The organism is Lacticaseibacillus sp. 30 (assembly GCF_053819265.1).
Genome location: NZ_JBSOQX010000005.1, coordinates 137,571 through 161,493 on the forward strand (window position 1 = coordinate 137,571; position 23,923 = coordinate 161,493).

Annotated in this window: 22 protein-coding genes, 2 pseudogenes and 1 riboswitch; of the genes and pseudogenes, 10 read left to right on the top strand and 14 right to left on the bottom strand. The window is 46.8% G+C overall.

The window, feature by feature from the left end; all coding sequences use genetic code 11:
* Positions 1-151: 151 nt before the first annotated feature.
* From ACWPAB_RS05260 to ACWPAB_RS05275, 4 genes and pseudogenes are all read right to left on the bottom strand, one after another.
* Positions 152-1,063 carry a PTS system mannose/fructose/sorbose family transporter subunit IID gene (locus tag ACWPAB_RS05260; protein WP_003581553.1) on the bottom strand — a complete coding sequence of 304 codons (912 nt, stop codon included), beginning with the start codon at positions 1,061-1,063 and terminating at the stop codon, positions 152-154.
* A gap of 17 nt (positions 1,064-1,080) precedes the next feature.
* Complete coding sequence (locus ACWPAB_RS05265; RefSeq protein ID WP_003568238.1) at positions 1,081-1,896, bottom strand: PTS mannose/fructose/sorbose transporter subunit IIC; 816 nt, start codon at positions 1,894-1,896, stop codon at positions 1,081-1,083.
* Between the two features lie 27 nt (positions 1,897-1,923).
* Positions 1,924-2,900, bottom strand: a pseudogene (locus tag ACWPAB_RS05270) (mannose/fructose/sorbose PTS transporter subunit IIA).
* Between the two features lie 234 nt (positions 2,901-3,134).
* On the bottom strand, positions 3,135-4,406 hold the full coding sequence (locus ACWPAB_RS05275; RefSeq protein WP_003581555.1) for an MFS transporter: 1,272 nt from the start codon (positions 4,404-4,406) through the stop codon (positions 3,135-3,137).
* Positions 4,407-4,640: 234 nt separating this feature from the next.
* On the opposite strand from ACWPAB_RS05275, the gene ACWPAB_RS05280 reads away from it, so the two are divergent.
* Positions 4,641-5,660: a helix-turn-helix domain-containing protein gene (locus ACWPAB_RS05280; protein ID WP_003581557.1), complete on the top strand. Its 1,020-nt coding sequence runs from the start codon at positions 4,641-4,643 to the stop codon at positions 5,658-5,660.
* Between the two features lie 155 nt (positions 5,661-5,815).
* Here ACWPAB_RS05280 and ACWPAB_RS05285 read toward each other — a convergent pair whose 3' ends face one another.
* Together ACWPAB_RS05285 and ACWPAB_RS05290 are read right to left on the bottom strand one after the other, a co-directional pair.
* Positions 5,816-6,664, bottom strand: a complete 849-nt coding sequence (locus ACWPAB_RS05285; RefSeq protein ID WP_003568248.1) for a helix-turn-helix domain-containing protein — start codon at positions 6,662-6,664, stop codon at positions 5,816-5,818.
* Positions 6,661-7,536, bottom strand: coding sequence for a helix-turn-helix domain-containing protein (locus ACWPAB_RS05290; protein ID WP_003568250.1), 876 nt, complete (start codon positions 7,534-7,536; stop codon positions 6,661-6,663). The genes ACWPAB_RS05285 and ACWPAB_RS05290 overlap by 4 nt, the downstream gene beginning before the upstream one ends.
* 427 nt (positions 7,537-7,963) lie before the next feature.
* A riboswitch (Lysine riboswitch) is annotated at positions 7,964-8,136 on the top strand.
* A 103-nt stretch (positions 8,137-8,239) separates the two neighbouring features.
* Here ACWPAB_RS05290 and ACWPAB_RS05295 point away from each other — a divergent pair.
* The 3 genes and pseudogenes from ACWPAB_RS05295 (at position 8,240) to ACWPAB_RS05305 (ending at position 10,943) form a co-directional block, all read left to right on the top strand.
* Positions 8,240-9,847, top strand: a complete 1,608-nt coding sequence (locus ACWPAB_RS05295; protein WP_003568253.1) for an ABC transporter permease subunit — start codon at positions 8,240-8,242, stop codon at positions 9,845-9,847.
* A gap of 3 nt (positions 9,848-9,850) precedes the next feature.
* Complete coding sequence (locus tag ACWPAB_RS05300; protein ID WP_003568254.1) at positions 9,851-10,597, top strand: amino acid ABC transporter ATP-binding protein; 747 nt, start codon at positions 9,851-9,853, stop codon at positions 10,595-10,597.
* Between the two features lie 147 nt (positions 10,598-10,744).
* Positions 10,745-10,943: pseudogene (locus ACWPAB_RS05305) on the top strand (hypothetical protein).
* Positions 10,944-10,965: 22 nt separating this feature from the next.
* On the opposite strand, the gene ACWPAB_RS05310 reads toward ACWPAB_RS05305, so the two are convergent.
* From ACWPAB_RS05310 to ACWPAB_RS05325, 4 genes are all read right to left on the bottom strand, one after another.
* Entirely contained in the window at positions 10,966-11,220 is a 255-nt protein-coding gene (locus ACWPAB_RS05310) for a hypothetical protein (protein ID WP_003568256.1), read from the bottom strand.
* A gap of 25 nt (positions 11,221-11,245) precedes the next feature.
* The gene (locus tag ACWPAB_RS05315) at positions 11,246-12,520 is read right to left on the bottom strand and encodes an ABC transporter substrate-binding protein (RefSeq protein ID WP_003586011.1); all 1,275 of its coding nucleotides are present in this window, start codon (positions 12,518-12,520) and stop codon (positions 11,246-11,248) included.
* A gap of 179 nt (positions 12,521-12,699) precedes the next feature.
* Positions 12,700-13,410 (bottom strand): DUF975 family protein, encoded by a 711-nt coding sequence (locus ACWPAB_RS05320; RefSeq protein WP_003568260.1) that lies wholly within the window; start codon positions 13,408-13,410, stop codon positions 12,700-12,702.
* Positions 13,411-13,482: 72 nt separating this feature from the next.
* Positions 13,483-13,821 (bottom strand): iron-sulfur cluster biosynthesis family protein, encoded by a 339-nt coding sequence (locus ACWPAB_RS05325; protein WP_003568263.1) that lies wholly within the window; start codon positions 13,819-13,821, stop codon positions 13,483-13,485.
* A gap of 157 nt (positions 13,822-13,978) precedes the next feature.
* Between ACWPAB_RS05325 and ACWPAB_RS05330 the strand changes: the two genes are divergently transcribed.
* From ACWPAB_RS05330 to ACWPAB_RS05350, 5 genes are all read left to right on the top strand, one after another.
* The gene (locus ACWPAB_RS05330; RefSeq protein ID WP_003568265.1) at positions 13,979-14,302 is read left to right on the top strand and encodes a hypothetical protein; all 324 of its coding nucleotides are present in this window, start codon (positions 13,979-13,981) and stop codon (positions 14,300-14,302) included.
* A 181-nt stretch (positions 14,303-14,483) separates the two neighbouring features.
* On the top strand, positions 14,484-14,957 hold the full coding sequence (locus ACWPAB_RS05335; protein ID WP_003568267.1) for a PH domain-containing protein: 474 nt from the start codon (positions 14,484-14,486) through the stop codon (positions 14,955-14,957).
* Positions 14,947-16,512 carry a PH domain-containing protein gene (locus ACWPAB_RS05340; RefSeq protein ID WP_016381776.1) on the top strand — a complete coding sequence of 522 codons (1,566 nt, stop codon included), beginning with the start codon at positions 14,947-14,949 and terminating at the stop codon, positions 16,510-16,512. The genes ACWPAB_RS05335 and ACWPAB_RS05340 overlap by 11 nt, the downstream gene beginning before the upstream one ends.
* Positions 16,502-17,278 (top strand): AAA family ATPase, encoded by a 777-nt coding sequence (locus tag ACWPAB_RS05345; RefSeq protein WP_003577073.1) that lies wholly within the window; start codon positions 16,502-16,504, stop codon positions 17,276-17,278. Before ACWPAB_RS05340 ends, ACWPAB_RS05345 begins: the two co-directional genes overlap by 11 nt.
* A gap of 97 nt (positions 17,279-17,375) precedes the next feature.
* The gene (locus ACWPAB_RS05350; RefSeq protein WP_003581568.1) at positions 17,376-18,245 is read left to right on the top strand and encodes a fructosamine kinase family protein; all 870 of its coding nucleotides are present in this window, start codon (positions 17,376-17,378) and stop codon (positions 18,243-18,245) included.
* 116 nt (positions 18,246-18,361) lie between these two features.
* Here ACWPAB_RS05350 and ACWPAB_RS05355 read toward each other — a convergent pair whose 3' ends face one another.
* The 3 genes from ACWPAB_RS05355 to ACWPAB_RS05365 all read right to left on the bottom strand — a co-directional run bounded on the left by ACWPAB_RS05355 (position 18,362) and on the right by ACWPAB_RS05365 (position 22,212).
* Positions 18,362-19,102: an amino acid ABC transporter ATP-binding protein gene (locus ACWPAB_RS05355; protein WP_003568275.1), complete on the bottom strand. Its 741-nt coding sequence runs from the start codon at positions 19,100-19,102 to the stop codon at positions 18,362-18,364.
* Positions 19,099-20,508 carry an amino acid ABC transporter substrate-binding protein/permease gene (locus ACWPAB_RS05360; protein WP_223602832.1) on the bottom strand — a complete coding sequence of 470 codons (1,410 nt, stop codon included), beginning with the start codon at positions 20,506-20,508 and terminating at the stop codon, positions 19,099-19,101. Before ACWPAB_RS05360 ends, ACWPAB_RS05355 begins: the two co-directional genes overlap by 4 nt.
* Positions 20,509-20,751: 243 nt before the next feature.
* Positions 20,752-22,212 (bottom strand): ABC transporter substrate-binding protein/permease, encoded by a 1,461-nt coding sequence (locus ACWPAB_RS05365; protein ID WP_032764559.1) that lies wholly within the window; start codon positions 22,210-22,212, stop codon positions 20,752-20,754.
* A gap of 207 nt (positions 22,213-22,419) precedes the next feature.
* On the opposite strand from ACWPAB_RS05365, the gene ACWPAB_RS05370 reads away from it, so the two are divergent.
* Entirely contained in the window at positions 22,420-22,968 is a 549-nt protein-coding gene (locus ACWPAB_RS05370) for a GNAT family N-acetyltransferase (protein WP_003577080.1), read from the top strand.
* 107 nt (positions 22,969-23,075) lie between these two features.
* On the opposite strand, the gene ACWPAB_RS05375 is transcribed toward ACWPAB_RS05370, so the two are convergent.
* Positions 23,076-23,699, bottom strand: coding sequence for a stage II sporulation protein M (locus ACWPAB_RS05375; RefSeq protein ID WP_003568283.1), 624 nt, complete (start codon positions 23,697-23,699; stop codon positions 23,076-23,078).
* Between the last annotated feature and the right edge of the window lie 224 nt (positions 23,700-23,923).

A 23,923-nucleotide genomic window follows, 5' to 3' on the forward strand; every position in this document is an offset into this window, starting at 1 on the left:
TTGGGCGCAATGGCCAAAGCCCGGCCATCACACCCAAGGCCACTTACACTACGATTTCTAACCGCTCCTGTTCACGCTCTCCATTATAAAACAAAAGCCCAGACTTTGCGCCTGAGCTTCCGTGATTCTTTGTTCGTTTTAACGGTTGATATTACATCAAGCCGACAACGTGGAAGACAACCCCGACAACGAACAGGCCAAGGATAATCACAATTGGAGAAACCTTCTTCTTCAGTAACCACATGCAGAACAAGGTCAGCAGTAAGCCCATCAAACCAGGAATCAAGCTATCCAAGTTATCTTGCAGCGTTAAGACCTTATTCTTGGTCAGTGACAGACCTTGAGATTGTAATTCCAAAGCCTTCTGAATACCCTTGGATCCACTTGGTAGTGAACTCCAGTCGATGTAAGCACCCTTTTGGTTAGGTACGTCTGATACGACTGGTGTGAATTTAACAGAAACCCAACGGTTAACCAGCGACCCTAAGATAAACATCCCAAGAATCGTGGCACCCTTCGTAACTTCTTGCAACAGACCACCGGAAAGGTCTTCGGTAATCTTGCTCCCAGCTTTGTAGCCAAATTCCTGCGTGTACCACAGGAAAGCCATACGAATTGCATTCCAAAGCACGAAGTACAAGATTGGTCCCATGATGTTACCAGCCATTGCCAATGATGCAGCTAAAGCACCAATAATTGGCTTAACCGTGAACCAGAACACTGGATCGCCGACACCAGCCAGCGGACCCATCATCCCAACTTTGACACCCTGAATCGCCTTGTCATCAATTGGCGCCCCATTGGCACGTTCTTCTTCCAGTGCCATGGTAACACCAATAATTGGTGATGCCAGATATGGATGCGTGTTAAAGAATTCTAGATGCCGTTTCAAAGCAGCGGAACGGTCTTCCTTGGTATGATACAAACGTTTCAGTGCCGGAATCAGGGTATAAGCCCAGCCACCGTTCTGCATACGTTCGTAGTTCCAAGAACCTTGAATGAAGGTTGACCGCCACCAAACCTTGATTCGGTCGCTTTTAGTTAAATGAACTTCTTCAGCCATGTTTGTCAACCTCCTTCTTAGTAGTTGTCAATGATGTCGCCGACAGGATCACCGGCACCACTATTCGAGCTGCCGCCTTTGCTTGAGCCGCCGCCCATTTTGGACAGAGCCAAGTAAATCAACGCCAGAGAGATCCCGATGGCACCAAGGCCGATCAGGGTAATCTCTTTAACTGTTGCCAAAACAAAACCAAGCGCAAAGAATGGCCATACTTCACGGGTCGCCATCATGTTAATAACCATGGCATACCCAACGGCAACAACCATGCCCCCGCCAATGCCAAGGCCAGCGGTCAACCAGTCAGGCATTCTTTCAAGCAATGCCCGAACAGGACCAGCACCAACGGCTAGAATCAAGCCAGCTGGAATGGCAATACGCAGGCCTTGCATGCAGATCGCAATCCATTGCCACATATCAATCTTTCGGAAACTGCCTTCTTCAGCAGCTGCATCCATAAAGTGAACAATCGCGGTTGCCAAGGTACGTACCAAAGTGGTCAGCAACAAACCGGCAACAGCCAGTGGAACCGCAATCGCGATCGCTGAACTGATACCTTTTGTGCCCTGACCGCCAAGAACCAGAATAATAGCAGATGCAACAGATGCCAAAGCGGCATCAGGTGCGACAGCAGCGCCAATGTTGGCCCAACCTAAGGCAATCATTTCCAATTGGCCGCCTAGAATCAAGCAAGGTGCCAAATTGCCGGTCACAAGTCCGATCAACGTGCACGCGATAACTGGCTGATGGAAATGAAATTCATCCAAAATACCTTCCATACCAGCAAGGAATGACACGATGAGGACCAGAATGACTTGAATAAAGTTTAAAGTCATAAGTCTTCTTCCTCCGTTTCAAAAAAATTACTTCTGTGCATTCAGTTCGTCTTGGGCTTTCTTCAAAATTGCATCCATGTTCTCGGCATGGTCTGCAGGCACCTTGCGAACATCAAATTTGACACCGTCTTTTTCCAATTGATGGAAAGTGTCGATATCTTTTTGATCAAAGGCCAACACCTTGTTCGGCTGAACCTTACCAACTGAATGGGACATGGAACCAATGTTAAGTTCCTTGAGTGGAACGCCGCCTTCGATTGCTCGAAGTGCATCCTCAGGTGTTTCAAATAATAGCAATGCACGTTGCCCGCCGAAATGCTTATCGTCTTTAGCGATCTTAATCATCTGATCGATAGGAATAACATGCGCCTTAACGCCCGCTGGTGCAGCTTCCTTAATCAGATTCTTTCGCAAGTCGTCTTTAGCAACTGAATCAGAGACAACAATGATGCGTGTCGGGTTGGTTGTCTTGGTCCAGGTTGTGGCAACCTGACCATGTAGCAACCGAGAATCAACCCGCGCCAGAACATACTCAAGTGAGCCTGGCTGACCAGCATTCGAAGTAGTTGGTGCTGCTTGAGCAGCTGACTTCATCACTTTGTCCAGTGATTCTGGCTTGATCTTGATACCTTCACGTCCAGCATCGAGCAGATGTGCTGCAATATCCTGTGCAGAATCCATCGAAAGTCGTGAACCATACGCTTCAATCAGCATCGGTAAATTCAGTCCGGTCACGATTGCCCATTTATCCTTATGCGCCTCATAAATCGAGTTCGCTTGGTTAAATGGTGAGCCGCCCCATAAGTCGATCAAGAAAAGCACTTCATCGTCTGGGTCGAACTTAGCGATCGCATCTTCGAGGTGCTTGTGTAAGTCATCTGGACCTTCATCGGGCATGAAGGGGTCACAGCTTCGACTTTTTCTTGCTCACCGAAGATCATTTGACCGGATTGCTTGATGCCAGCAGCGAATTGGCCGTGACTAGCAAGAATAATTCCGACCATTTTTACGCCTCCTAAAAATTTGTGGTTGCCTTGAAAATAATATCTGCAATAAACGAAAATAATCTAAAAAACAAGGCTTCCCAATAGAATAGTATGACGTCCTTCGCACAGCTATGCAAGCATTTTCACTTGAAAAGGGTGCATAAAAAGAAGCGCATACATTCTCTATGCACTTCTGAAAAGCGATTTCGCTGAATTGGTCTATTGGTAAGTACCAATTTTGCCTATGTTGGATTAAGCCTTTTGCGAATATTGATCGGAATCGGTAAAGACTGGGTCCAAAATTTTAGTGCTCATCCAAATCAAAACCAAAAATAATCCTGTCGCCAACCCTGCCATAACGATCCAACTAACATGAGCACTAGCAAGGTTCGCAATCGTGAAGAAAATCACTTGTCCTACTGGCATGCCGATCAATGCTGCCAGGTTGACCACCCCTGCTGTCGTACCCATCTGCTGTTCAGGCACTTGCCGCATCATCACGGTGGCTAAACGTGGATTGATTTTGCCCATCAGATATGCTGTCACAAAGCTGAACCCCAGTGCCGCCATGATCGAATGGAGCAGGAAAAAGCTGCTGCTTAAACCCACTATGGCCGCCATCAGCAGACTTAGCAATTTGAACGTGCTCAAGCGCTGCAAACCATCCTTGGCAAATAAAGCTCCAAAGATAAGGCCGACAGAAAACACAACATTGATGATTGCAACGGTGGTTCCAAAGTCGCGCAGCCATAGGTCTGGCTCCTGCACAAGCGTGATATTCATCAACCCGTCAACGGATGAGCCAAGCGTATTGACTAACATCGCGAAGAGAATAACCGCGAATAGGAATTGATTGCCAGCAAGAAACTTAAGAACTGCCCGGATGTTACCGATAACTGGCTGTGACTTGCCCGTTGTCACTGGCGGTTCTGCTTGCTTCAATTGCTTTTTTCGGAAGACAAGCGTCACAGCGGCTAGTAAAAAGGTCAACGCATTGAGCAAGCCAAAAAGTGCATAATTGTGATTCAATAACACGATCAAACTGGCTCCAAGCCCTTGAAAAACCAGTTGCACGGTTGAACTCGTTGCACTTTGGAAACTTAAGGCAGTGTTAAGCTCTTTTGCGGGAATCAAGCGATGCAAGAGCGGCAGCGTCAAACCATTGCCGTACTGACCTAACGAATCGGAAACAATATTGATTAAAAGTAATGATAGAAATAGCGGAAAACTGGCCGGTAGTAAAATCATGACCGCTAAACTTAGGAACAACAACATTTGTCCCAAACGGGTTGCCACCATGTGCCGAGTTTTAGCATGTGTCCGATCTGCCAGACTCCCAGTTAAAAGCGACAGCATGGTCGGCACGCTGGTTGCCATGGCGGCTAACGTCACCGCCAGACTTTTGAATGGCATAGTTGCGGCATAAATGATGAACACAATATTATAGAGGCTATCACCAATCCCACTTAACAAACTGGCATTTAAAATCGCACGATACCCGCGATTGGTAAGATATTCATGCATCTCAATCTTCCTCCTCAAGGTGCTTACTGGTTTCTAGACACGCCTATGAGCTTTCAAAACGCGTTCACTGCCGCAGAAACCTGCTCATAAGGACCGCAATCTTAAATGGCCAAAACCCTGCCATTTAAGGTTGCGCCCGCTTATGCTCCGGTTTCTAAACACGCCAGTTCACGCTCTGCTTATTTGTATCTAGAGTGTACGCAGGGTAAAATCGGATTGAGGTGAAATTCCACTATGGTAGAAAAAATAAAGGCCACAGATGGTGCGGTTTTTCGGCAGTTGCGACATAATCATCAGCTAACCTTAGCGCAAGTGGCAGACGACCATAATTCGATTGCTTTTATCAGTAAATTTGAGCAAGGCAAGTCTAATATCAGCTTTTCGCGTTTAACCCATTTGCTGTATCGCATTAATATCTCTGTCGAAGAATTTGTTTTTATCCGTGATCTTCAATCCGGCGTTGTGCCGACATCGAATGATCCTAATTTTGTGTACAATACCTTAACGCATCGCGCCTTTGTCGAAGTGCTTGACTATCAGGATCGCTTTTCAACTCAGGAACCGACACCAGCAGACTATGCTTATTTCCTCAAAAAGGAGCAGGAATGGCAAGCTCGTTATGCCCAAGACCACAACCGCCAAACCCGCTTCGAGCTGATCAGCATTCAACTTTTTCGGCTAACCATGATTGATCGGGTTAAACAATTAAACCAACCATCTCCATTCAAAAGTGTCGCTGACGCTATGGCCCAGCTTCAGGCTTTGGCAAAGCCGGTCGTGAGTTATCTTTATTCGGTCGAAACATGGAACTACTTTGAACTCTATTGGTTTCGCCATCTTATGGTCGCCTTACCGACAGCCACGATTCAAAACTTACTGCCACTTGCCATCAAACGCTCGGAAAAGTATCGTGCTTTTAACCAAATCCGCAATATCCGAATCAGGACACTTTTTGCGGCCTTCTCCGTTTTTATTAATGATCGGCAGCTCACCGATGCGAAAAAAGCGCTCGATACTGCCAAAACTTTATTGCATGACAGTGACGATTTGACCAACGCTGCTATGTTACTTTTTTTACGCGGTTGGTATCACGTCATCGCCGATCAGCCTGAAATTGGCTGGGAGTTGTGCCATCAGGCTATTAGCTTGGCACACATCCTTGATCAGCCTAAACAAGAACAACAGTTGCGTTATTCATTAGAATTTATTCATCAAAATGTCAACAATCCGGAAAAAAGTGCTTTCTTCCTTTAAACTTATTTATCGGCAGTTGAAGTTTCACGTGGAACTTTTGAGCATTTGCAAGACACGCTTCTGGCAATCTTCTCACTAATGGCGTCAAAAATCGGTACTGGAAAGTGTCTTTTCTCAGTACCGATTTTTGCCTGCATGATTGCTGGCGCGGATCTTTAAGCTTCTTGGCTACACCCTTTTGCTGCTGCAAGCCGTTCAATTGCAGGAAGCCACGTCGCCGTCCATGCTGGTGCCCCCAATTGCGCCAGCATTTTTTTTAATTGCAAAAACTCTTGCCGTCCTTGTAACGCCACCACTTTGTCGGATGAATAAATCATAAGTAATCGTTTCACACAAGCAATCTGAAACTCAATGCCTAGATCACCAACAGTTGCTTGCCCGATAAGATTCAAAGCATTTCGTGCCTCAGTCAATTTACCCGCTGCCACATAGCGAAGCACAGCCGCTAGAAACGTGCGGTTAGCAAGATTAAAATGATCCTGCGGCGTGTTAGGACGTTGAATCTGATTTGAAAAAGCAGCTATCAATTGACTTAGCTCATCCAGGCCAATAATTTTAGCCAATTGGACGGCAATCAGTCGTAATAGTAACGACCAGTCAGCCGTCGTCATCAGCAATGACTGCGCTTGTGATTGCTCATGCGGTAAAATTGAAAAGCGTTCCGGCGCGTCATTATGTAAGGTCAAATGCAACAACAGGCGTTGATTAACATTGGCGAGTGGCAATTGACGTAAAATGCTGGCCAATTCCTGAACGTCAGCGTGACGCGCAGCCGCCAAATAACGTTGTAAAAAAGGTTGCTTATCCCTAGAACGAGGTTTTGCAAACACATCCCAATCTAAATTCAACTGATCCAACAACAAAAAGAAACGATCAGCAGCTAACTGTGAGGTACCATTTTCAAACTTTGACAAACTTGACACCGATAAAATGCCATGCGCTGCCATTTTTAAAGTCAGTCCTCGTTCCCTACGTAATAACTTAAATTGTCTACCAATCGTCATCTCGCAGCCCCCTCCTCCTTAAGAAACCGCTGCCAACTAGTTGTTAACAATTGAGCAAAAAATGGTGACTCTAATAACCGCAAACTGGCTAACAGTTGCTCAACCGCTGCCGTTGCTGCTCGATGCTTACCGCGATGGTACACCAATAATTGCTGCTGATACCGAAGCATCAATCGGGAATAGAGATCATCCGGCGGCACTGGCATACTGGTCGCAATGGTTAGCAAGCGAACTGCTTCACTAAACTCACGCCGATGGATCAGTAACGCAATGCTATTCGTGAGAATCGCCCACAAATATTGATCGCGCGTCCGGTGACTCTCGGTTTTTGGCATATCCAGTAACATCCCTGCCACTAAACTAACCAACTGTTTACTGTCGAAAAGCACCAACGTCGCCGCAAAAAGATCCAGCTCATAAAGTCCCCAGTGCTTAATTCGTTTTAAGTAACGCATAACGTCAGTCTTCATGGCTGGTGTTGTTTGAAAACTCGGGTCACTGAACCCGTTGTGCGCCATGATGTTAATCTGATTAAGTCGGTAAAAAATAAGCCCCGTTTCCCGCCATAACCGATACTGTCGCTTAGCCAATGCCAGTAGCGCCGGTTTCCCAGCAACAGTCGCCCGGTTCACCTGCTGGAAAAAGTTATCCTGATTCAAGGCGCGGTATCCTTGTTGAATGGATTCAACGTCTTGATCAAACCGTGTTAATAATTTTAAAACAACTGCCGCACTCAGTTGCGTCTCCCCACGTTCAAACCGCGACAAAGTTGCAGCTGTCGTAATCCCAGCTGCAATTTCTTCTAATGAATCATTTTCCTCGAGACGTAAAGCCCGCAAATATGCCCCGATTTTGACATGTTCTTCTGGCATCAGCACCCGACCCTTTTATGAGAACTTTATTAGACAAACTTAACACGTTTTGCCATTTTTTCAAAATATCTTACTACTTATTGCACCTCAAATTTGAATATTTTTGTTTTTAAACGCTGCCTAAACATGGGTTGCTAGTCCCAAGAATTTTTTACGCATTTTTCTGATAGACATCAGGCAGTAGCGAAAATTCAATGGACGCCGCCATACCAGCGCCTTAGCCTTGGCGATCGCTACTCCGAATTTTCACAAAACCAGTTCAGACTATCGAAGCCTGCCCAACAAGCATCAGAAGAGCGAATCCTTCTACTGTGCCATCTAAAACGTGTGAGCAGACGTAGAAACTGTACTTGCTCACGCGCTGCCATTATAAATTGACATCCATCCCTGACTCCGCTAAACTCAATTTTGACATTTAAATACACCACCAAGAAATAGAGGTTGCGGTGGGCAACGAAAACTGGGGAGTGCCGTATCATGTTGAACCAGTTGTAAGTGCCACCGCCGAAATGTTGCACGATATTCGGATCGTGCGCATTGGGCCATGGGTGCATAACCCATGGACTGTCGAAGCACTCGCTTCGGGGCGCTATGATTCTGGTTTATGACTAAAATCGATGGAATCGACCTTTATTGCGGTATCACAACACAATAAGGTCGATTTTTTGTTTCCAGCTCTATTTCCCACTACAAGAAGGGAGAAATGTCAGTTATGAAAAAGCATTGGGTTGCACGTTTAGGCGTGCTGGGCTTCGCCTTGAGCCTCTTACTAGGCAGTTTTGCTGCCACCCCGGTCAATGCTGCTAGTGATAGCGGCACGTTTAAAGTCGGCATGGAGGCTGGCTATGCGCCGTTCAACTGGACGCAAACCACCAGCGCTAACAACGCCGTCAAGATTCAAGGTAGTCAGGAATACGCTAACGGCTACGATGTGCAGATTGCACGTAAGGTTGCCAAAGCCTTACACAAAAAGGTAGTCGTCGTCAAAACATCTTGGGACGGATTGCCACCAGCTCTAACTTCAGGCAAAATCGATGCCATCATCGCCGGCATGTCACCGACACCTGATCGTCGCAAGACCATCGATTTCAGTAATCCCTACTACATCTCCAACTTGACGATGGTTGTTCGCAAAGACAGCAAGTATGCCAAAGCCAAGAGCATTGCGGATTTTAAGGGTGCTAAAATCACCGCGCAGCTCAGCACCTATCATTATCAGGCGATCAATCAAATCAAGGGTGTCGTCAAGGAACCGGCTATGAACGATTTTCCGGCTATGCGTGTGGCCTTGGAATCCGGAACCATTGATGGTTACGTTTCCGAAGTGCCTGAAGGGATCACGGCAGAACGTGCTAATCCTAACTTGATGTATATCCATTTTGCAAAAGGTCAGGGTTTTAAAACCGATGCCAGTGACACGAATCTGGCGATTGGCTTGCGCAAGAATGATCCGAATAAAGCAAAGATCAATGAACTACTTGCCACAATTTCAAGTAAAGAACGAGCACAGCTGATGAATGAAGCTGTCGATAACCAGCCATCAACTGAGAGCAATGGCAACTGGTTCATCGCGATTATGAAGCAATATGGTCCAATGCTGTTACGCGGGACAGGCATGACCTTACTGATTTCCCTTGTTGGGACAATCGTCGGCTTTATCATCGGGTTGTTAGTCGGGATTATCCGGACAACTCCTAAGCCGAAAAAACTCGGTCAGCGCGGCTTACGCGCCGTGATCAACTGGCTGCTGTCGTTGTACATCGAAGTTTTCCGTGGCACGCCAATGATTGTTCAGGCCGCGGTCCTATATTATGGTGCCGCACAAGCTTGGCATTTGAACATGGACCGGACCACCGCTGCCTTATTGATTGTTTCGATCAACACTGGGGCCTATATTTCCGAAATTATCCGTGGTGGGATTATCTCGGTTGACGAAGGTCAATTCGAGGCTGCCAACGCTCTGGGAATGACCCATCTGCAAACCATGATGAAGGTCATTTTGCCTCAAGCCGTGCGCAACTCACTGCCAGCTGTGACCAACGAATTTATTGTCAACATCAAGGATACGTCCGTTCTGTCCGTTATCTCTGTCTCCGAATTGTTCTTCAGTGGTGAGACTATTGCCGGACAAAGCTTCCAATTCTTCCACACCTATCTGATTGTCAGCGCCATCTATCTCATCATGACCTTCACAATTAGTCGCCTATTCCGATTAATTGAAAAACATCTCGACGGGCCAAAAGATTACAACGTCATGACCAACCAGATGCAGGTCGAAACCCCGAAAACTCGTACGGCAAAGGAGGGCTAATCCATGGCAAACGAACCTTTAATCCAAGTCAAAAATTTAAAAAAGGCCTTTGGCAATCACGAAGTTTTGACCAACATCAATCTGGACGTGAATGCCGGTGAAGTCGTTTCGATCATTGGCCGTAGCGGCTCTGGGAAATCAACACTTTTGCGAAATATCAACCTTTTGGAAACCCCAACTGGCGGGGATATCCTTTTCCACGGAAAAAGTATTTTAAGCGATGAAGAGAAACTAAGCACTTATCGCGCCAAAGTTGGGATGGTCTTCCAGAGTTTCAATCTGTTCAACAACATGACGGTGTTGCAAAATGTGATGGTTCCGCAACAAACGGTTTTAAAGCGCGATGCTGCCACAGCTAAAGCGCACGCCCTCGACTTGTTGAAGCAGGTCGGGATGGATCCATTCATCGCTGCAAAACCGGACCAATTATCTGGCGGTCAAGAACAACGTGTCGCCATCGCGCGGGCTGAGGCGATGGATCCAGAAGTGTTGCTCTTCGACGAACCAACCAGTGCACTTGATCCGGAAATGGTCGATGATGTCTTAAACACGATGACTGCTTTGGCACATACTGGTTTAACCATGATCATTGTGACCCACGAAATGGCCTTCGCGCGCGAAGTGTCCGATCGGGTCGTCTTCATGAACAATGGCGTTATTGCCGAAGCAGGCACACCGGATCAGATCTTCGGCGATCCACAGCAACCTGAAACAAAAGAGTTCTTGAAACGGTACTTGAACCGAATCTAAACCTATGGCTCGATTCTTGGGCAACAAGAGCTTGAGACATAATTCTCAGTCAAACGAATAAAAAGGAACAATTTTCCGATTGTTGTGGGAAAAATTGTTCCTTTTTAGTTTCTCGTGGATTATTTTACTGCGATTTTAAAGACCGTAGTGCCAAGGCGAAGCAATCGTAGGCCAGATGGGGCTCAGCCGTGCAAACAACACAGCGACTGGGCTTTGTCGCTGATGTTGTTAGGCGACTTCGAGACCGCGGGCTTTGCGGGCTCGAAGCGCCGTCTCCGCTCTAGCTCCGCGTCGCCACCCCAGCTGGCCGGAGATTGCGGAGTTTGGCACGGCAAAGAACTTTTAACCAAGTCCCTTTTACAACGATTTTACTTTTTTGACTGCTGCTCACGCTTCTGCTTGCGGTGTTCGCTCCACGTATCCAAGCTCACCACAATAAGAAACAGGAAAAAGCCGCCAACGACCGATTCTAGTGTCAAAATCAAATAACGCATGGCCAAGTAGCCCTTACCGCCTGTGACATCCCGATAGCCGACGTAGCCAAATGTCATGAGAATAGCCAGTCCTAAAACCAGCAACGTGTACATCAGCGTTCGTTTTAAAATGCGTTTGAATGTCGTCATGCGGTGACCTGCTTTCTAATGAGTCTTACTTATTATCTTTCAAAATCGTATCAGCTTGCTTCTGCAAATTCGTCAGTACTGTTTTGGGCTCAGCATTTTTTGAAACGGTTTGGTCCACAGCATCAAGCAAGTTATTGCGGTACGTATTGTAACCAATAAATGGCGTTGAGGAGAACGCATCGTCATAAGCATCCACTGCTGCCTGATAGGTCGGATTCTCTTTCAAGTAGGTTTGATACGCGCTGGACTGGGTTGCGGTCTTCACAACCGGCACATAACCGCTAGCCTTAGCCCATTGCGTTTGAATCTTGGTGCTCATCAGGAATTTCATGAAGGTAACCGCACCTTTGATCTGATCAGCTGAAGCGCCTTTGAAAACGGAAATCCCATTGTTACCCAGTACAGAACTGGCCTTGCCAGCAAAGCTTGGCATCACAGCGGTTCCCCAGTGCATGGACTTCGGCGCTGTTGCTGCAATTTGCTGAATAGTCGCACTAGAGCCAAACCCGGCAAAAATTTTACCTTGAACAAATGGCACGTTAAAATAATTGTCCAAGCCGGCAGTGACCGCCGTCTTATCTTTTAACATGGTCGTGATGGCGGTCATAGCCTTGATGCTGGCCGGTGTGTCAATTTTTGCCTGATACTTCGGCGTGATCAGGCGATTACCAGCATCATAGGCCAAGGTTTCAAATTCAAAATCATAACTTTTGTTGAATGCGACCCCAGTAATGCCGTCGTCTTTGAGCTGCTGACTCATTTTAGTCAGTTCTTCCCAAGTCTTGGGCACACTGAGATGGTACTTATCCAAAATATCCTTGTTATAGAACATCAATCGTGTCCCAGTGGCAAATGGAATTTGGTAATATTTACCTTCATACTTCAAGTTTGTCGCAATGCCCGGATAAATGGCTTTGAGCTCATTTGCGGAAAATTGTGACTTCACCTGACTGTCAATGTTAACTAACATCCCGTCATGCACGTATTCAGGAATGATCGTATCAGTTACCTGCCCAATGGTTGGCAACGTGCGAGATTTCGCTGAAGCCAGATACTTTTTTTGTAGGTTATCATAAGACCCTTGCGAAGTAGCAACAACTTTGTACTGCTTTTGACTGCTGTTGAACGTCTTGATATAACCTTCAAGCGCCTTGTTATAATTTCCTGTCATGCGGTGCCAGAATGTAATCGTCACTGGCCCCTTCGTACTCTTTTGCGCTGAACTGCCGCTACCGCAAGCAACCAGCAGGACTGCCATCAACACTGTCACAAACCCAAGCAACCAACGTCTCTTCATCATTTTCCCTCCATTATCGCGGTTTGTCGTGAACAGAGACAACTTGACCTATCCCTATTCGGATATAAGTGCGTTGTCGTCAACCACGAATAGTATACCAATACTTACCGGATCAAGGGGAACTAAAGTCTAAAAAAAGAAAGCGTATGCCTTCTTTTTTAGCATGAAGCTATGAGATGATGTCAGGCTTGTTCTTCGGTCAATTTTAGATAGAAATTAGCCAGTGTCATCGTGCGATATGGTATGACCCAAATTGACGCTAAGCCAAACGTAATCATTTCCAACAACCACCAACCTAGGAAACTGAGGAGCAAAACGAAGAACTCCCACTTATGGCCGTACATCAATTGACGGCTGCGCGTGACAGCCTCGGTATAGCCAATTGGCTGGCCAGCATCAATGGCATCACGATAAATCAACTGGGCTTGTGAATAAGCCAATCCTTTGACAATCCCGGGAACAACCAATAACAACATCCACAGGCTGACCCAAACGACTTGCAGCAAACCGATCAGCAAGCTGCCGAGAAAATATTCGCCACGTTCAAAAATTTTGAACATCTGCGTCCAGCTAAACCGGTGATCCGACCTACCGCGCAACCCATCAATCATAGCGAAGCTGACACCGATCATGAGCAGCGCTGTCAGCAAACCGATAAATGTCACTGCTGTCTGCCACATTGCGATGTTGTTCCAATAACCATTTGTCATCATCCGTCGGCTGCCATGAGCTACGACACGGATACCAGCTCGATGCATATTTTCATTAAGCGGGAATGGCACCAGCGCCACAAAGGCTGTCAATAATAATGCCGGTAAACTAATCCGTAAATAATAGCTAAAGTTGGGATTCAGCTCAGCCTTGGCCTGATCTTTTAAAGAAGTACGATCCATAGATATTCCCCCTCTAACTGTGACAAGTCATCACAATCCTTGGGGTTATCATAACAGAAAAAGACGGTTGAGTTATACAAACTTCAACCGGACATTGGGATCAAGTTGCGGTTCACCGGGAACAATAGCAAAGTGATCACCGCTGACTGTTAATTCTGTTTCTGCTTTAAAAAACCCACTCGTATAACTTTTGATCAATACCGGCCCCACCGGCGAATCAAGGTGTGCATCATACACATCGGGTACATTGGTACGCGGTAGAATCAATAAATTGAATTTCGCCTGTCCTGATGTTTTTGATGGCCGTGAATAAGGACCAATACCGTCATTAATATCAAGGATTAGCGCCTTATCGGCATGTAACATCGGCGCCAATCGTGAGGCGGCCACAGCAGATACATTAAGCTCCATATTTTGCCCCCAAAAGTAAAATAATCCTTGTCACCAATATTATGGCGCCCGACCGATCAAGATACAACTCTCTTGTAAAAATTTCACCAAATGCCTAAAATTGGGTTAAACTGAATTTAACCCGATGTGATTTTATTCAGCTAGGACGAGGTGTGCCATGAATATTTATTCGGCTTTAAAGTTTATCCAAATCGATCATGAGCCAGTCAATCACCTGCAAGTTGTCATCACTGATCAAAGCGGCAAGCCTGATGCCGGCATGACCGACTTATTGGCTGACTGCTTGAACAAAATTGACATTTTCGTTGACCTTAGCACAACCGATCGGGTCAGCGATGTGATTGATGACCTCAATCTGCTCACCCCGCTGCCCTATGATGTCCTTGAAGAATATCAAAAAATTCTTGAGCAGCCGATCACCGGCGTCAATATTGCGATGAAAAAGCAGTTGATCGAGTTGATTTACGCACCAATGGTTTAGGTTTGTTTATTTTATCATAATAGCGCGGCCATTTTTACCGGTGTCTTATCCCGGCGAAGATGACGCGCTTTTTATGTGCCTGCGGAATCCCTTCTTTAGTGAAAAATCTTGCCTGATTCTTGTTGTAACAGTTTCACTTAGGTCTATTTTCTGCTATTCTGACGAAAACGGAGGCGAGGAAATGGAACAAACGGGACAAGCGCTACCAGCAACCATTCAACGAATTTGGCGGGCAAGTGCGGCGTTGTGGGCGCTAGTGCTCATGATCATCGGTTTGGGACTCATTGCCGCTTGGTTTTTCTGGCATTGGTCCTTTTGGCTTGGGTTGGGTCTTATTGGCATTGCGATTATTCAACTGCTGTTCCGATTAGCACTTGTGCCGTATCGCTATCGTTTTTGGCGCTACAACATCACGCCAACCGCGGTTTTCTTGCAAAAAGGCTTTTTCTTCCAAAAAAATGAAGCCATTCCGATTTCGCGGATTCAAAATGTCACGTTAGAAGCCGGTCCTTTACTTCAGTGGCAGACACTGCAACAAGTCAACATCGAAACCGCCAGCACCGCCCACGTGATTGATGGTGTGACGCGACCAGTGGCCGACCAATTGCGCAATCAAATCCTCCAATTGGCTCAGGAGGCGCGCGATGAAGACTGACCAACCGCAACGACTCGCGCCTGTCGCGCTACTAATTATTTGGATCAGAGGCTTTATTTCGTGGTGGCCGTTATTTGTTGGCGGAGGGCTTTCAATACTGCGCGCAGACATGAGCTTCAATCAATTTCTATTGTGGGGCGGCCTAATTGTTGGCGTTTTGGTACTCACCCTCATCTGGTCAATCCTGCATTATTTGCGATTTACCTATCTTGTTGCCCCGAACGGTCTGACCATCAACAGTGGTGTGTTGATTCGTAAAGTCAATCACATCCCTTATGACCGTATTCAGACGGTACAACGGCAACAATGGTTTTTTCTAAAGCCACTAGGTCTCGAACAGGTTGCCATCGAAACAGCTGGCAAAGAATCTAAAAAAGCCGAAGGAATGCTCTCGGCCGTGCCAGTAGCCGTAGCTGATGCCATCAACCGCTACCGTCAAGGAAACGTTCAGCCAGTGACACCTGATGCGACTGATAATCAGGCTATCCCTGCTGCACCCGATCAAACAAGCACCACCGCCGCACCAGCCGCGCCTGTGGCAGATGCGGCCTATAAAATCAACGGCCATGATCTTAATCAATACGCGCTCACTTCACTAGGCTTCATCCCCATCACTTCCGGGATTCTTTGGTTAACACAAAAAGCTCAAGAATACCTGCCAGATAGCTGGTACAAGAATGCTGAGCATGCCATCACTGGCTTAGCGGTTTACCTTATTATCGGTCTGACACTTATTATTCTCATTCTAGGTTTCCTGATCTCCTATTTGAATATTATTCAAAAATACTACCACTTCACTTTGGACCGAACCGGTGACGAACTACGAACCAGCCGCGGCTTTTTTCAAACCAATACGGTCAGTGCCCGACTGTCACGCTTGCAGGCGGTTCGCTTTAAGCAGAGCATTTTGCGGCAATGGCTGCATCTTAGCACCGTTCAGGCGTTATTAGCCTCAAGCGCCGCTGATGACCAGCAAAATAATGATCTGGTCCTGATGCCGGTTATCCCAGAACGGCAAGCACTCAGCAGCATGCGGGCATTCGTCAGCTGGTTGCCGGAAACATCACCGAAACTACAGCCAATTCCAGTTAGCAACCGCTGGTACTACATGCGCAACATGGTCCTAGGTCATCTGACACTATTGGTGTTGCCGGTTGTGCTCGCAAGTGTGTTTTGGTTGCACGTCAGTTGGTGGCTGTGGCTGGTACTGGCTGGCTTGATTTGGTTAGTCGTCATGGCGTTGCAAGGTCAATATGCGGCAACCACAGCCGCCATTGCTATTGCGCCACCTAAGCAACTTATCATTCAAGTCGGTGAAATGTGGACAAGGCAACGTTATTTTGTCCGTAAAAAAGACATTCAGGCCATGACGATCAAACAATCCATCTGGATGAAGGCGCGTGGCGTTGCCCATTTAGAGGTGCATATTCGCAAAGGCAACAGCGATCAGACAGTCAACTCCCGCTATATGGCCGTTGATTTGGCCAAGCAGATTATGACTTGGTATCAGCCATTACCATCAGTGCCGCAAGAAGGAGACAATCATGCTGCTTAATCGTATCCAGTACACCCCACCAAAATCAAAAACCGCGTATCCATTCAACTTGCCTTGGCAAGCTTCCTTTCGTGACCTGACATTGTCGCAACCCGTCACGGTTTTGACAGGCGACAATGGTAGTGGCAAGTCTACTTTGCTGAATGCTATTGCTGCTAATTACAATGCAATCCTCATGAGCGGGGCTTCCCTTGATGAGGACCCGGAATATCAAAATAGCCGTGCCTTAGCCCGTTGCCTCAAGTTGACTTGGCAATATCGGACGAAGGCAGGCTTTTTCTTTCGGGCAGATGATTTTATCTCATTCATTCGCGCAACCCGTGGCCGGATCAAATACGCGCAGACACAGCTTGAGCAACTGGCACCCGATAGTTTGGAACGCTTGCCTTATCTCAATACACTCAGTGCCATTCACCATCTTTATCAAGTTGATCTCGACAAGCTTTCCCATGGTCAGGCGTTCCTTGCTTTATTTCGTGCTCGACTGCGTCCAAATGCACTTTACCTGCTAGATGAACCAGAATCACCGCTCACGCCGGAAAATCAGCTCAGTCTATTAGCCTTACTACATGATGCGGTAGAAAATGGCTCGCAGTTTATCATTAGTACACATTCGCCGATTCTCATGGCCTATCCGAATGCGCAACTACTGGCGTTGGGTGACACACTAGCACCCACTCAATATGATCAAATCGAACATGTCGCTTTTCTACGTCACTTTTTAGATGATCCGCAACGATTTATTTATCACCTGTTAAACGACTGACCCGTTGCAATCACGCACCTGGCTGTTCTAAGGTGGGGGCGAGCGATCTCCAGCGCGGGTAACTAGGCTGGAGATCACGTTAATGAGGAGGAATAATATGCTGACTTCATCTTGGATCAAACAATTACCGCTGACCGCCATCACGCAAGTCACCCCGGTTGGTGGCGGTGACGTCAATCAGGCATACCGGATCGATACGGCGACAAAGCCTTACTTTTTGCTGGTTCAACCGGGTTATCCTGCTGACTTTTATGCTGGCGAAATAGCTGGCTTAAAAGCATTTGACGAGGCACAAATCTTAGCACCGCGTGTCATTGCTAATGGTCAAATTGAAGGCGATGGTTTTCTGCTACTCAGTTTCCTTACCAGCGGCAATGGATCGCAACGCGATTTAGGGCGATTAGTCGCGCATTTGCATCAACATCATGAACCAAATGGTCGATTCGGCTTTGACTACCCTTATGCGGGCACCAGCGTCTCATTTACCAACACCTGGACCGATTCATGGGCAGATCTATTCATTCACCAACGCTTGGACAAACTCGCCGCACACCTGCTTAAAAAGGGGCTGTGGCAAGCCGACGATGAAGCGACCTTCCAACAGGTGCGCACCATCATCAGCAAAACACTGGCCCATCATCACAGCGATGCTTCCCTGCTGCACGGTGACTTATGGGGTGGCAACTACATGTTTACTGCCGATGGTCAGCCAGCTCTGATTGATCCTGCAGCAGTATATGGTGATCGCGAACTCGATATCGGGGTAACGACAGTTTTTGGCGGATTCACCCCAGACTTTTACACTGGCTATCAAGAAGTCTACCCACTTGATGCTGGTTATCACTTCCGCCTTGACTTTTACCGGCTGTATTATCTGATGGTTCATCTTGATAAGTTCGGCATGGGTTACGCTGGCAGTGTGGCCGCAGTGATGAATCAAATTCTCGATCATGGCTTAGCTGAATAAATCGCTTCGCTATGTATTTTCGAAACGAAAACTATTTCCCAGGAAATTAAAACAGCAAAACGGCCAACCCACTAGTTGATGGATTGGCCGTTTTGCTATCTTCTAAAAATCAATATTTAAGCGTTCAGCACCTTGTTCAGGAAGCTCTTGGTCCGTTCTTCCTTTGGATGCTCGAAAATGTCTTCAGGCGTGCCTTGTTCAAGGATAGTGCCATTGTCAAAGAAGACAACCCGATCAGCCACTTCTTTGGCGAAGCCCATTTCATGAGTCACGATGACCATCGTCATGCCTTGCTTGGCCAGCCGCCGCATAACACCTAGCACATCGCCGACCATTTCTGGATCCAACGCACTGGTCGGTTCATCAAACAGCATGATATCAGGATGCATCGCCAACGCCCGCGCAATCGCGACACGTTGCTGTTGCCCACCAGAAAGCTGAGCTGGCATCGCATCTGCCTTGTCCGTCAAACCAACAACTTCCAACATGGCTTTTGCCTGCTTGATGGCTTCCTCCTTGCTGGCGATTCCCAGCTCGGTTGGCGCCAAGGTCACATTACCCATCACTGACATGTTCGGGAACAGATTAAAATGCTGGAACACCATCCCGATTTTTTCACGAACTTTGTTGATGTTGGTGCCTTTATGGGCAATATCTTCACCATCAATCAAGATCTCACCGCTTGTGACGGTTTCAAGACCGTTGATCATGCGCAAGACGGTACTTTTCCCCGCACCGGATGCCCCGATCATAACGACCACTTCATTGTTCGCCACATTCAGATTGACACCCTTGACCACATCATTGTCACCGTAACTCTTGTGCACATTTTTCATTTCAACGCGATAATCGCTCATGCCTTCACCTTCTTCTGAACCCAGTTACTCAGCCAGGTCAATAACGTAATAATAATCAAGTAAATCAAGGCGACCATCGTCCAGATCTTGAACCCTTCCATGTTGCGGGCAATGATGATCTTCCCGGTTTGGGTCAGTTCCAGCAAGCCGATGATCGACAGGATTGAGGTATCCTTCAATGTAATAATAAATTGGTTGATGAAACTTGGAATCATGATTTTGATTCCTTGCGGCAAAATAACCTTCCGCATCGCTTTACCAAATGGCAGGCCTAGACTTCGCGCCGCTTCCATCTGGCCCGGATCAACCGCCTGAATACCGCCCTTGACGAAGGCTGCGGTGTACGCGCCTTCGTTTAAGGTCAAAGTCACAATCCCAGCAATGAATGCTGGTACTTTTGATCCAATCAGGCTTGGCACCCCGGTATAGATAAACAGAGCCAAAACCATCAGTGGAAGACCGCGGAAAATGTAAATGAAGGTCGTCGCGACCCCTTGTGCAAATTTATTTGGCAAGACGCCTAACAATCCAACAAGAATCCCAACCAAGGTAGCGAAGAAAATGGCGACAACCGTGAGAACCATTGTCTCTTCCAGGCCGCTCATTAAGGTGCCCCAGTTAGCCTTCAACAAACCGAAGAAAGAACGATCAGTTGTTTGCGCATTGCCAGCGGCAGTTTTTTGGGACTTTGCACTGCCGTTGCCAAGATAACGTTCAATGATCTTATCGTATTGGCCGTTTGCCCGAAGTTTCTTCAAGCCAGCGTTAAACTTCGTGATGAGCGCCCGATTATTCTTCGAAGCTGCGAAGCCGTATGAACCTTCACGGGCTGGCTTACCGATAATTTTCAAGGCCATGCCATTGTTGATCCCGTACTGCATCACCGGTTGATCTTCAAAACAAGCAGCTGAATTACCTGTGATGACGTCCTGATACATATTGTTCGAATCATCAAATGTCACCGTTGAAAAACCGTATTTGTCTTTAATACTGTTGGCATAATCCGCAGAATCAGTCCCGGTCTTAACCGCAACTCGCTTACCGCGCAAATCTTTTAGCGACTTGATAGTCCCTTTTTTTGCCACCGCCATGACCACGCCTGATTTGTAGTAAGGATCACTCATCAAAAACTTTTGTTGCCGCTCAGGTGTAATCGACATGCCAGCAATGACACCATCGATTTGCTTAGCTTCAAGTGCCTGAACCGCCGCATTGAATCCCAGCGGCTTGATTTCAACTTTAAAACCTTCCGTTTTGGCAATTGCCTTAATGAGATCAAGGTCAATACCGACGTACTTGTTATCCTGGTTCGCAAACTCAAACGGTGCAAAGGTCACATCCGTCCCGATTGTATATGTTTTTTGTGCCGCTGCCACTGACTTGCCGGGTAATAAAGCTCCCAGCATTAAAGGCAGGGCGATTAGCAGCCCTAGCAGCCATTTTCGTTTCAACCCTAACACCACGCTTTCTATGATATCCGATTGCAAACTCGTTTAGCTTGCAACAAATGCGCTTTCTGCCCACGATCAGGCTGACTTAAGCGACCTTAATTAAAAAAACTACTTTTTATGCTAGCGGAAAGCAACAGTCGCTGTCCAGTCCTGATGTTAGATTAATTGACATTTGTCACATTATTTTACGCCAACGGTCTAGGCCTCCATACGCCGTTGAACCCAATTACTGAGCCAAGTTAATAGCGTAATAATGATCAAGTAAATCAAAGCAACCATGGTCCAAATCTTAAAGCCTTCCATGTTGCGCGCAATGATAATTTTCCCAGTTTGGGTCAATTCAAGAATACCAATGATTGAGAGAATGGACGTATCTTTAAGGGTAATAATGAATTGGTTGATGAAGCTCGGAATCATAATTTTGATCCCTTGTGGCAAAATCACGCGCCGCATCGCTTTTCCAAAAGGCAATCCTAGACTGCGTGCGGCTTCCATTTGACCGTCATCAACCGCCTGAATCCCTCCTTTGACGAAGGCCGCGGTGTACGCACCTTCGTTTAAGGTCAAGGTGATGATCCCAGCCACGAATGCCGGAATTTTTGAACCGATTAGACTTGGCATGCCTGTGTAAATGAATAAGGCCAATACCAGCAGCGGCAATCCGCGGAAAATGTAGATAAATGTCGTGGCTACACCGCGAGCAAACTGATTTGGCAAAACGCCAAGCAAGCCCACAAGAATCCCGACAACGGTTGCGAAGAAGATCGCGACAATCGTCACAATCATGGTTTCTTTCAAGCCACCCATCAAGGTTCCCCAGTTCTCACGCAATAATCCGAGAAAACTGCGATCACTATCTTGAGTCTTGGCACTGGTTTGTTTTTGGGCGGCTTGTGTGCCATTGCCTAAATACTTGGCAACGATTTTGGCATATGTACCGTCAGCTTTGACTTTTTTGAGTCCGGCATTGAATCGTTGATCAAGATGATCGCTACGATCCTTTTGTGTTGCAAAACCGTAATAACTGGCCTTACTTTCTGGACCAGCCAGCTTGAGCTTCAACCCTGTGGCGATGGCATATTGCAGAACCGGTTTATCATCAAAACAAGCGACCGAATTGCCAGTGATGACATCCTGATACATATTGTTGGAATCATCGAAGGTCACCGTGGTAAAACCATACTTTGCCTTCAAACTTAAAGCATAGTCTGCGGCTGCCGTCCCAGTTTTCAAGGCCACACGTTTGCCGCGTAAATCCTTCAAACTTTTGACTTCGCTATTTTGCCCCACGGCCATGGCAACCGCCGTTTTGTAATAAGGCTCACTCATGGCAAACTTTTGCTGCCGCTCAGGAGTAATCTGCATACCAGCAATGACACCATCAATCTGATTAGCTTCCAAGGCCTGCACAGCTGCATTGAACCCCAAAGGTTTGATATCAACCTTGAAACCCTCGGCCTTTGCAATTGCCTGCATCAGGTCAATATCGATCCCGACATACTGATTATTTTTATCCGCAAACTCAAACGGGGCATACGTGACATCTGTGCCGATCACATAAGTTTTCTCGGCCGCCTGCGTTGACACCGGTGAGCCTAGCACGACCGCCAGCATCAACGCCATGACCCCAGCAACGCACCACTTCCAAACTCGTCTCATGAAAACACCATCTTTCTCATTTAGTTCCTGTTTCTTTCAAAAATTGCTAATGACGCATGCTACTTCAATTCATGTGTTTTGAGACCTGTAAACCCTGCTCCCATTCACAGCTTACAAGTGTACCGATTTTTCTAAAGGTTGTCTACGCGCAAGAAAAGCAAGATTGCTTTATACTAAGAGAAACTTAAAGAAAAATGTGGTGACCTTATGTTTAGCTACCTAATCGACTATGATTTGAAACTTTCCCTACCGCGACCGGAAATCGACGGTCCCCTTTTATTCGAACAAATTGAGACTAGCCGCGATTCGTTGGCTGCCTACTTGCCTTGGGTCGCAACGACACTGACTGCCGACGACGAAATCAACTTTTTAAATACAACACTCAAGCTTTTTGGTGCAAGGACTGCCTTGCATCTGACCATTTATCAAGCCGATGCTCCAGTTGGCATGATCAGTTTGAACACGATCGACACCTTGGTTCGCCATAAAGCCGACATTGGTTACTGGCTAACCATTCCCGAACGCGGCAAGGGCATTATGCACAAATCCATTGAAGCATTGGCCGATATTGCCTTCCACGATTACGACCTAAATAAGCTAACCATCAATGCCGCTGTGGCAAATCGCGCGAGCAATGCCGTTGCCGAAAAAGCCGGCTTTCATCTCGATGGCACTTTGCGTCAAGACGATCAACGAGCTGACGGCACCTTCTTAGATGTGAATACTTATTCGCTGTTGCGTTCGGAGTGGGCTTAATTGTTTCATGCGAAACAATTGTCACCTCCAGCTCACCACGCCATATGAAAACCCCGCTTGCAAAATCAGCATGCGGGGTTTATTTTTGCGCCCTATTTCTAATTAGGTCAATGTACAAGCAGTCGCAGCAACGCTGGCGTCACAAAGCCTTCGATTAAGGCAGCAACGGCAATCATCGGAATGATGATGCAAACATACTGTAGTGCAATAGCCTTCACATCTAACGACGACTTTCGATAATATGGATCGGCAAAAAAACGCTTGATTGACTGGCGAAGGGCCTTGTTGACTTGAGCAGCGAGCGCGACGCCGATAATCAAAGCACTCATCTCCAGAATACCATGTGGCAAAATGCCTAAGACAAACGCTGCCAAAGCTCCACCGATACCCAGCTTAGCGGCATAAATGCCTAGCACCAAGCCGACAGAAGCACAGGTGAGATAATACGAAATCCAGTATAGAAAAGGAATCGGAATCATACCAATGATCATGAGGCCAAAGGCAACGCGTTCGTTATTCACTAAAATGGCCCAAAATGCACTGAGACTGTCGTGAGTATTAGCAAACTTGCCAGAGAGGCCAGTAAAAATACCACGAACAAAATTGGGGTTCGCGCCCATGACCAGATATGTCACCAGACCAACAAAAATGGTGACACCAAAGAAAATGAGCCAACCGATCAATAGATAATGGCCAATAACATTCAAATTGTATCCAAGCCGTTTCTTCATAGGTTGCCCCTCTTTCCTAATAACAGATGCTAGGGTAAGTATACTCCAGGGTGGAAAGGGTGGCTATTTTGAGGGTTTGGCGGTATGTATCATTTTTCTTCTAATCAGGCCTTCTCCTATTATCCAAGCTGAGTGTCCATCAGTTCTCACTAGCCGTTACTTAATCCAACATCGTGCCACGAACTGGGACGTTTGGCGTCGCCTATTTTCTTGTTCTGCCTTAG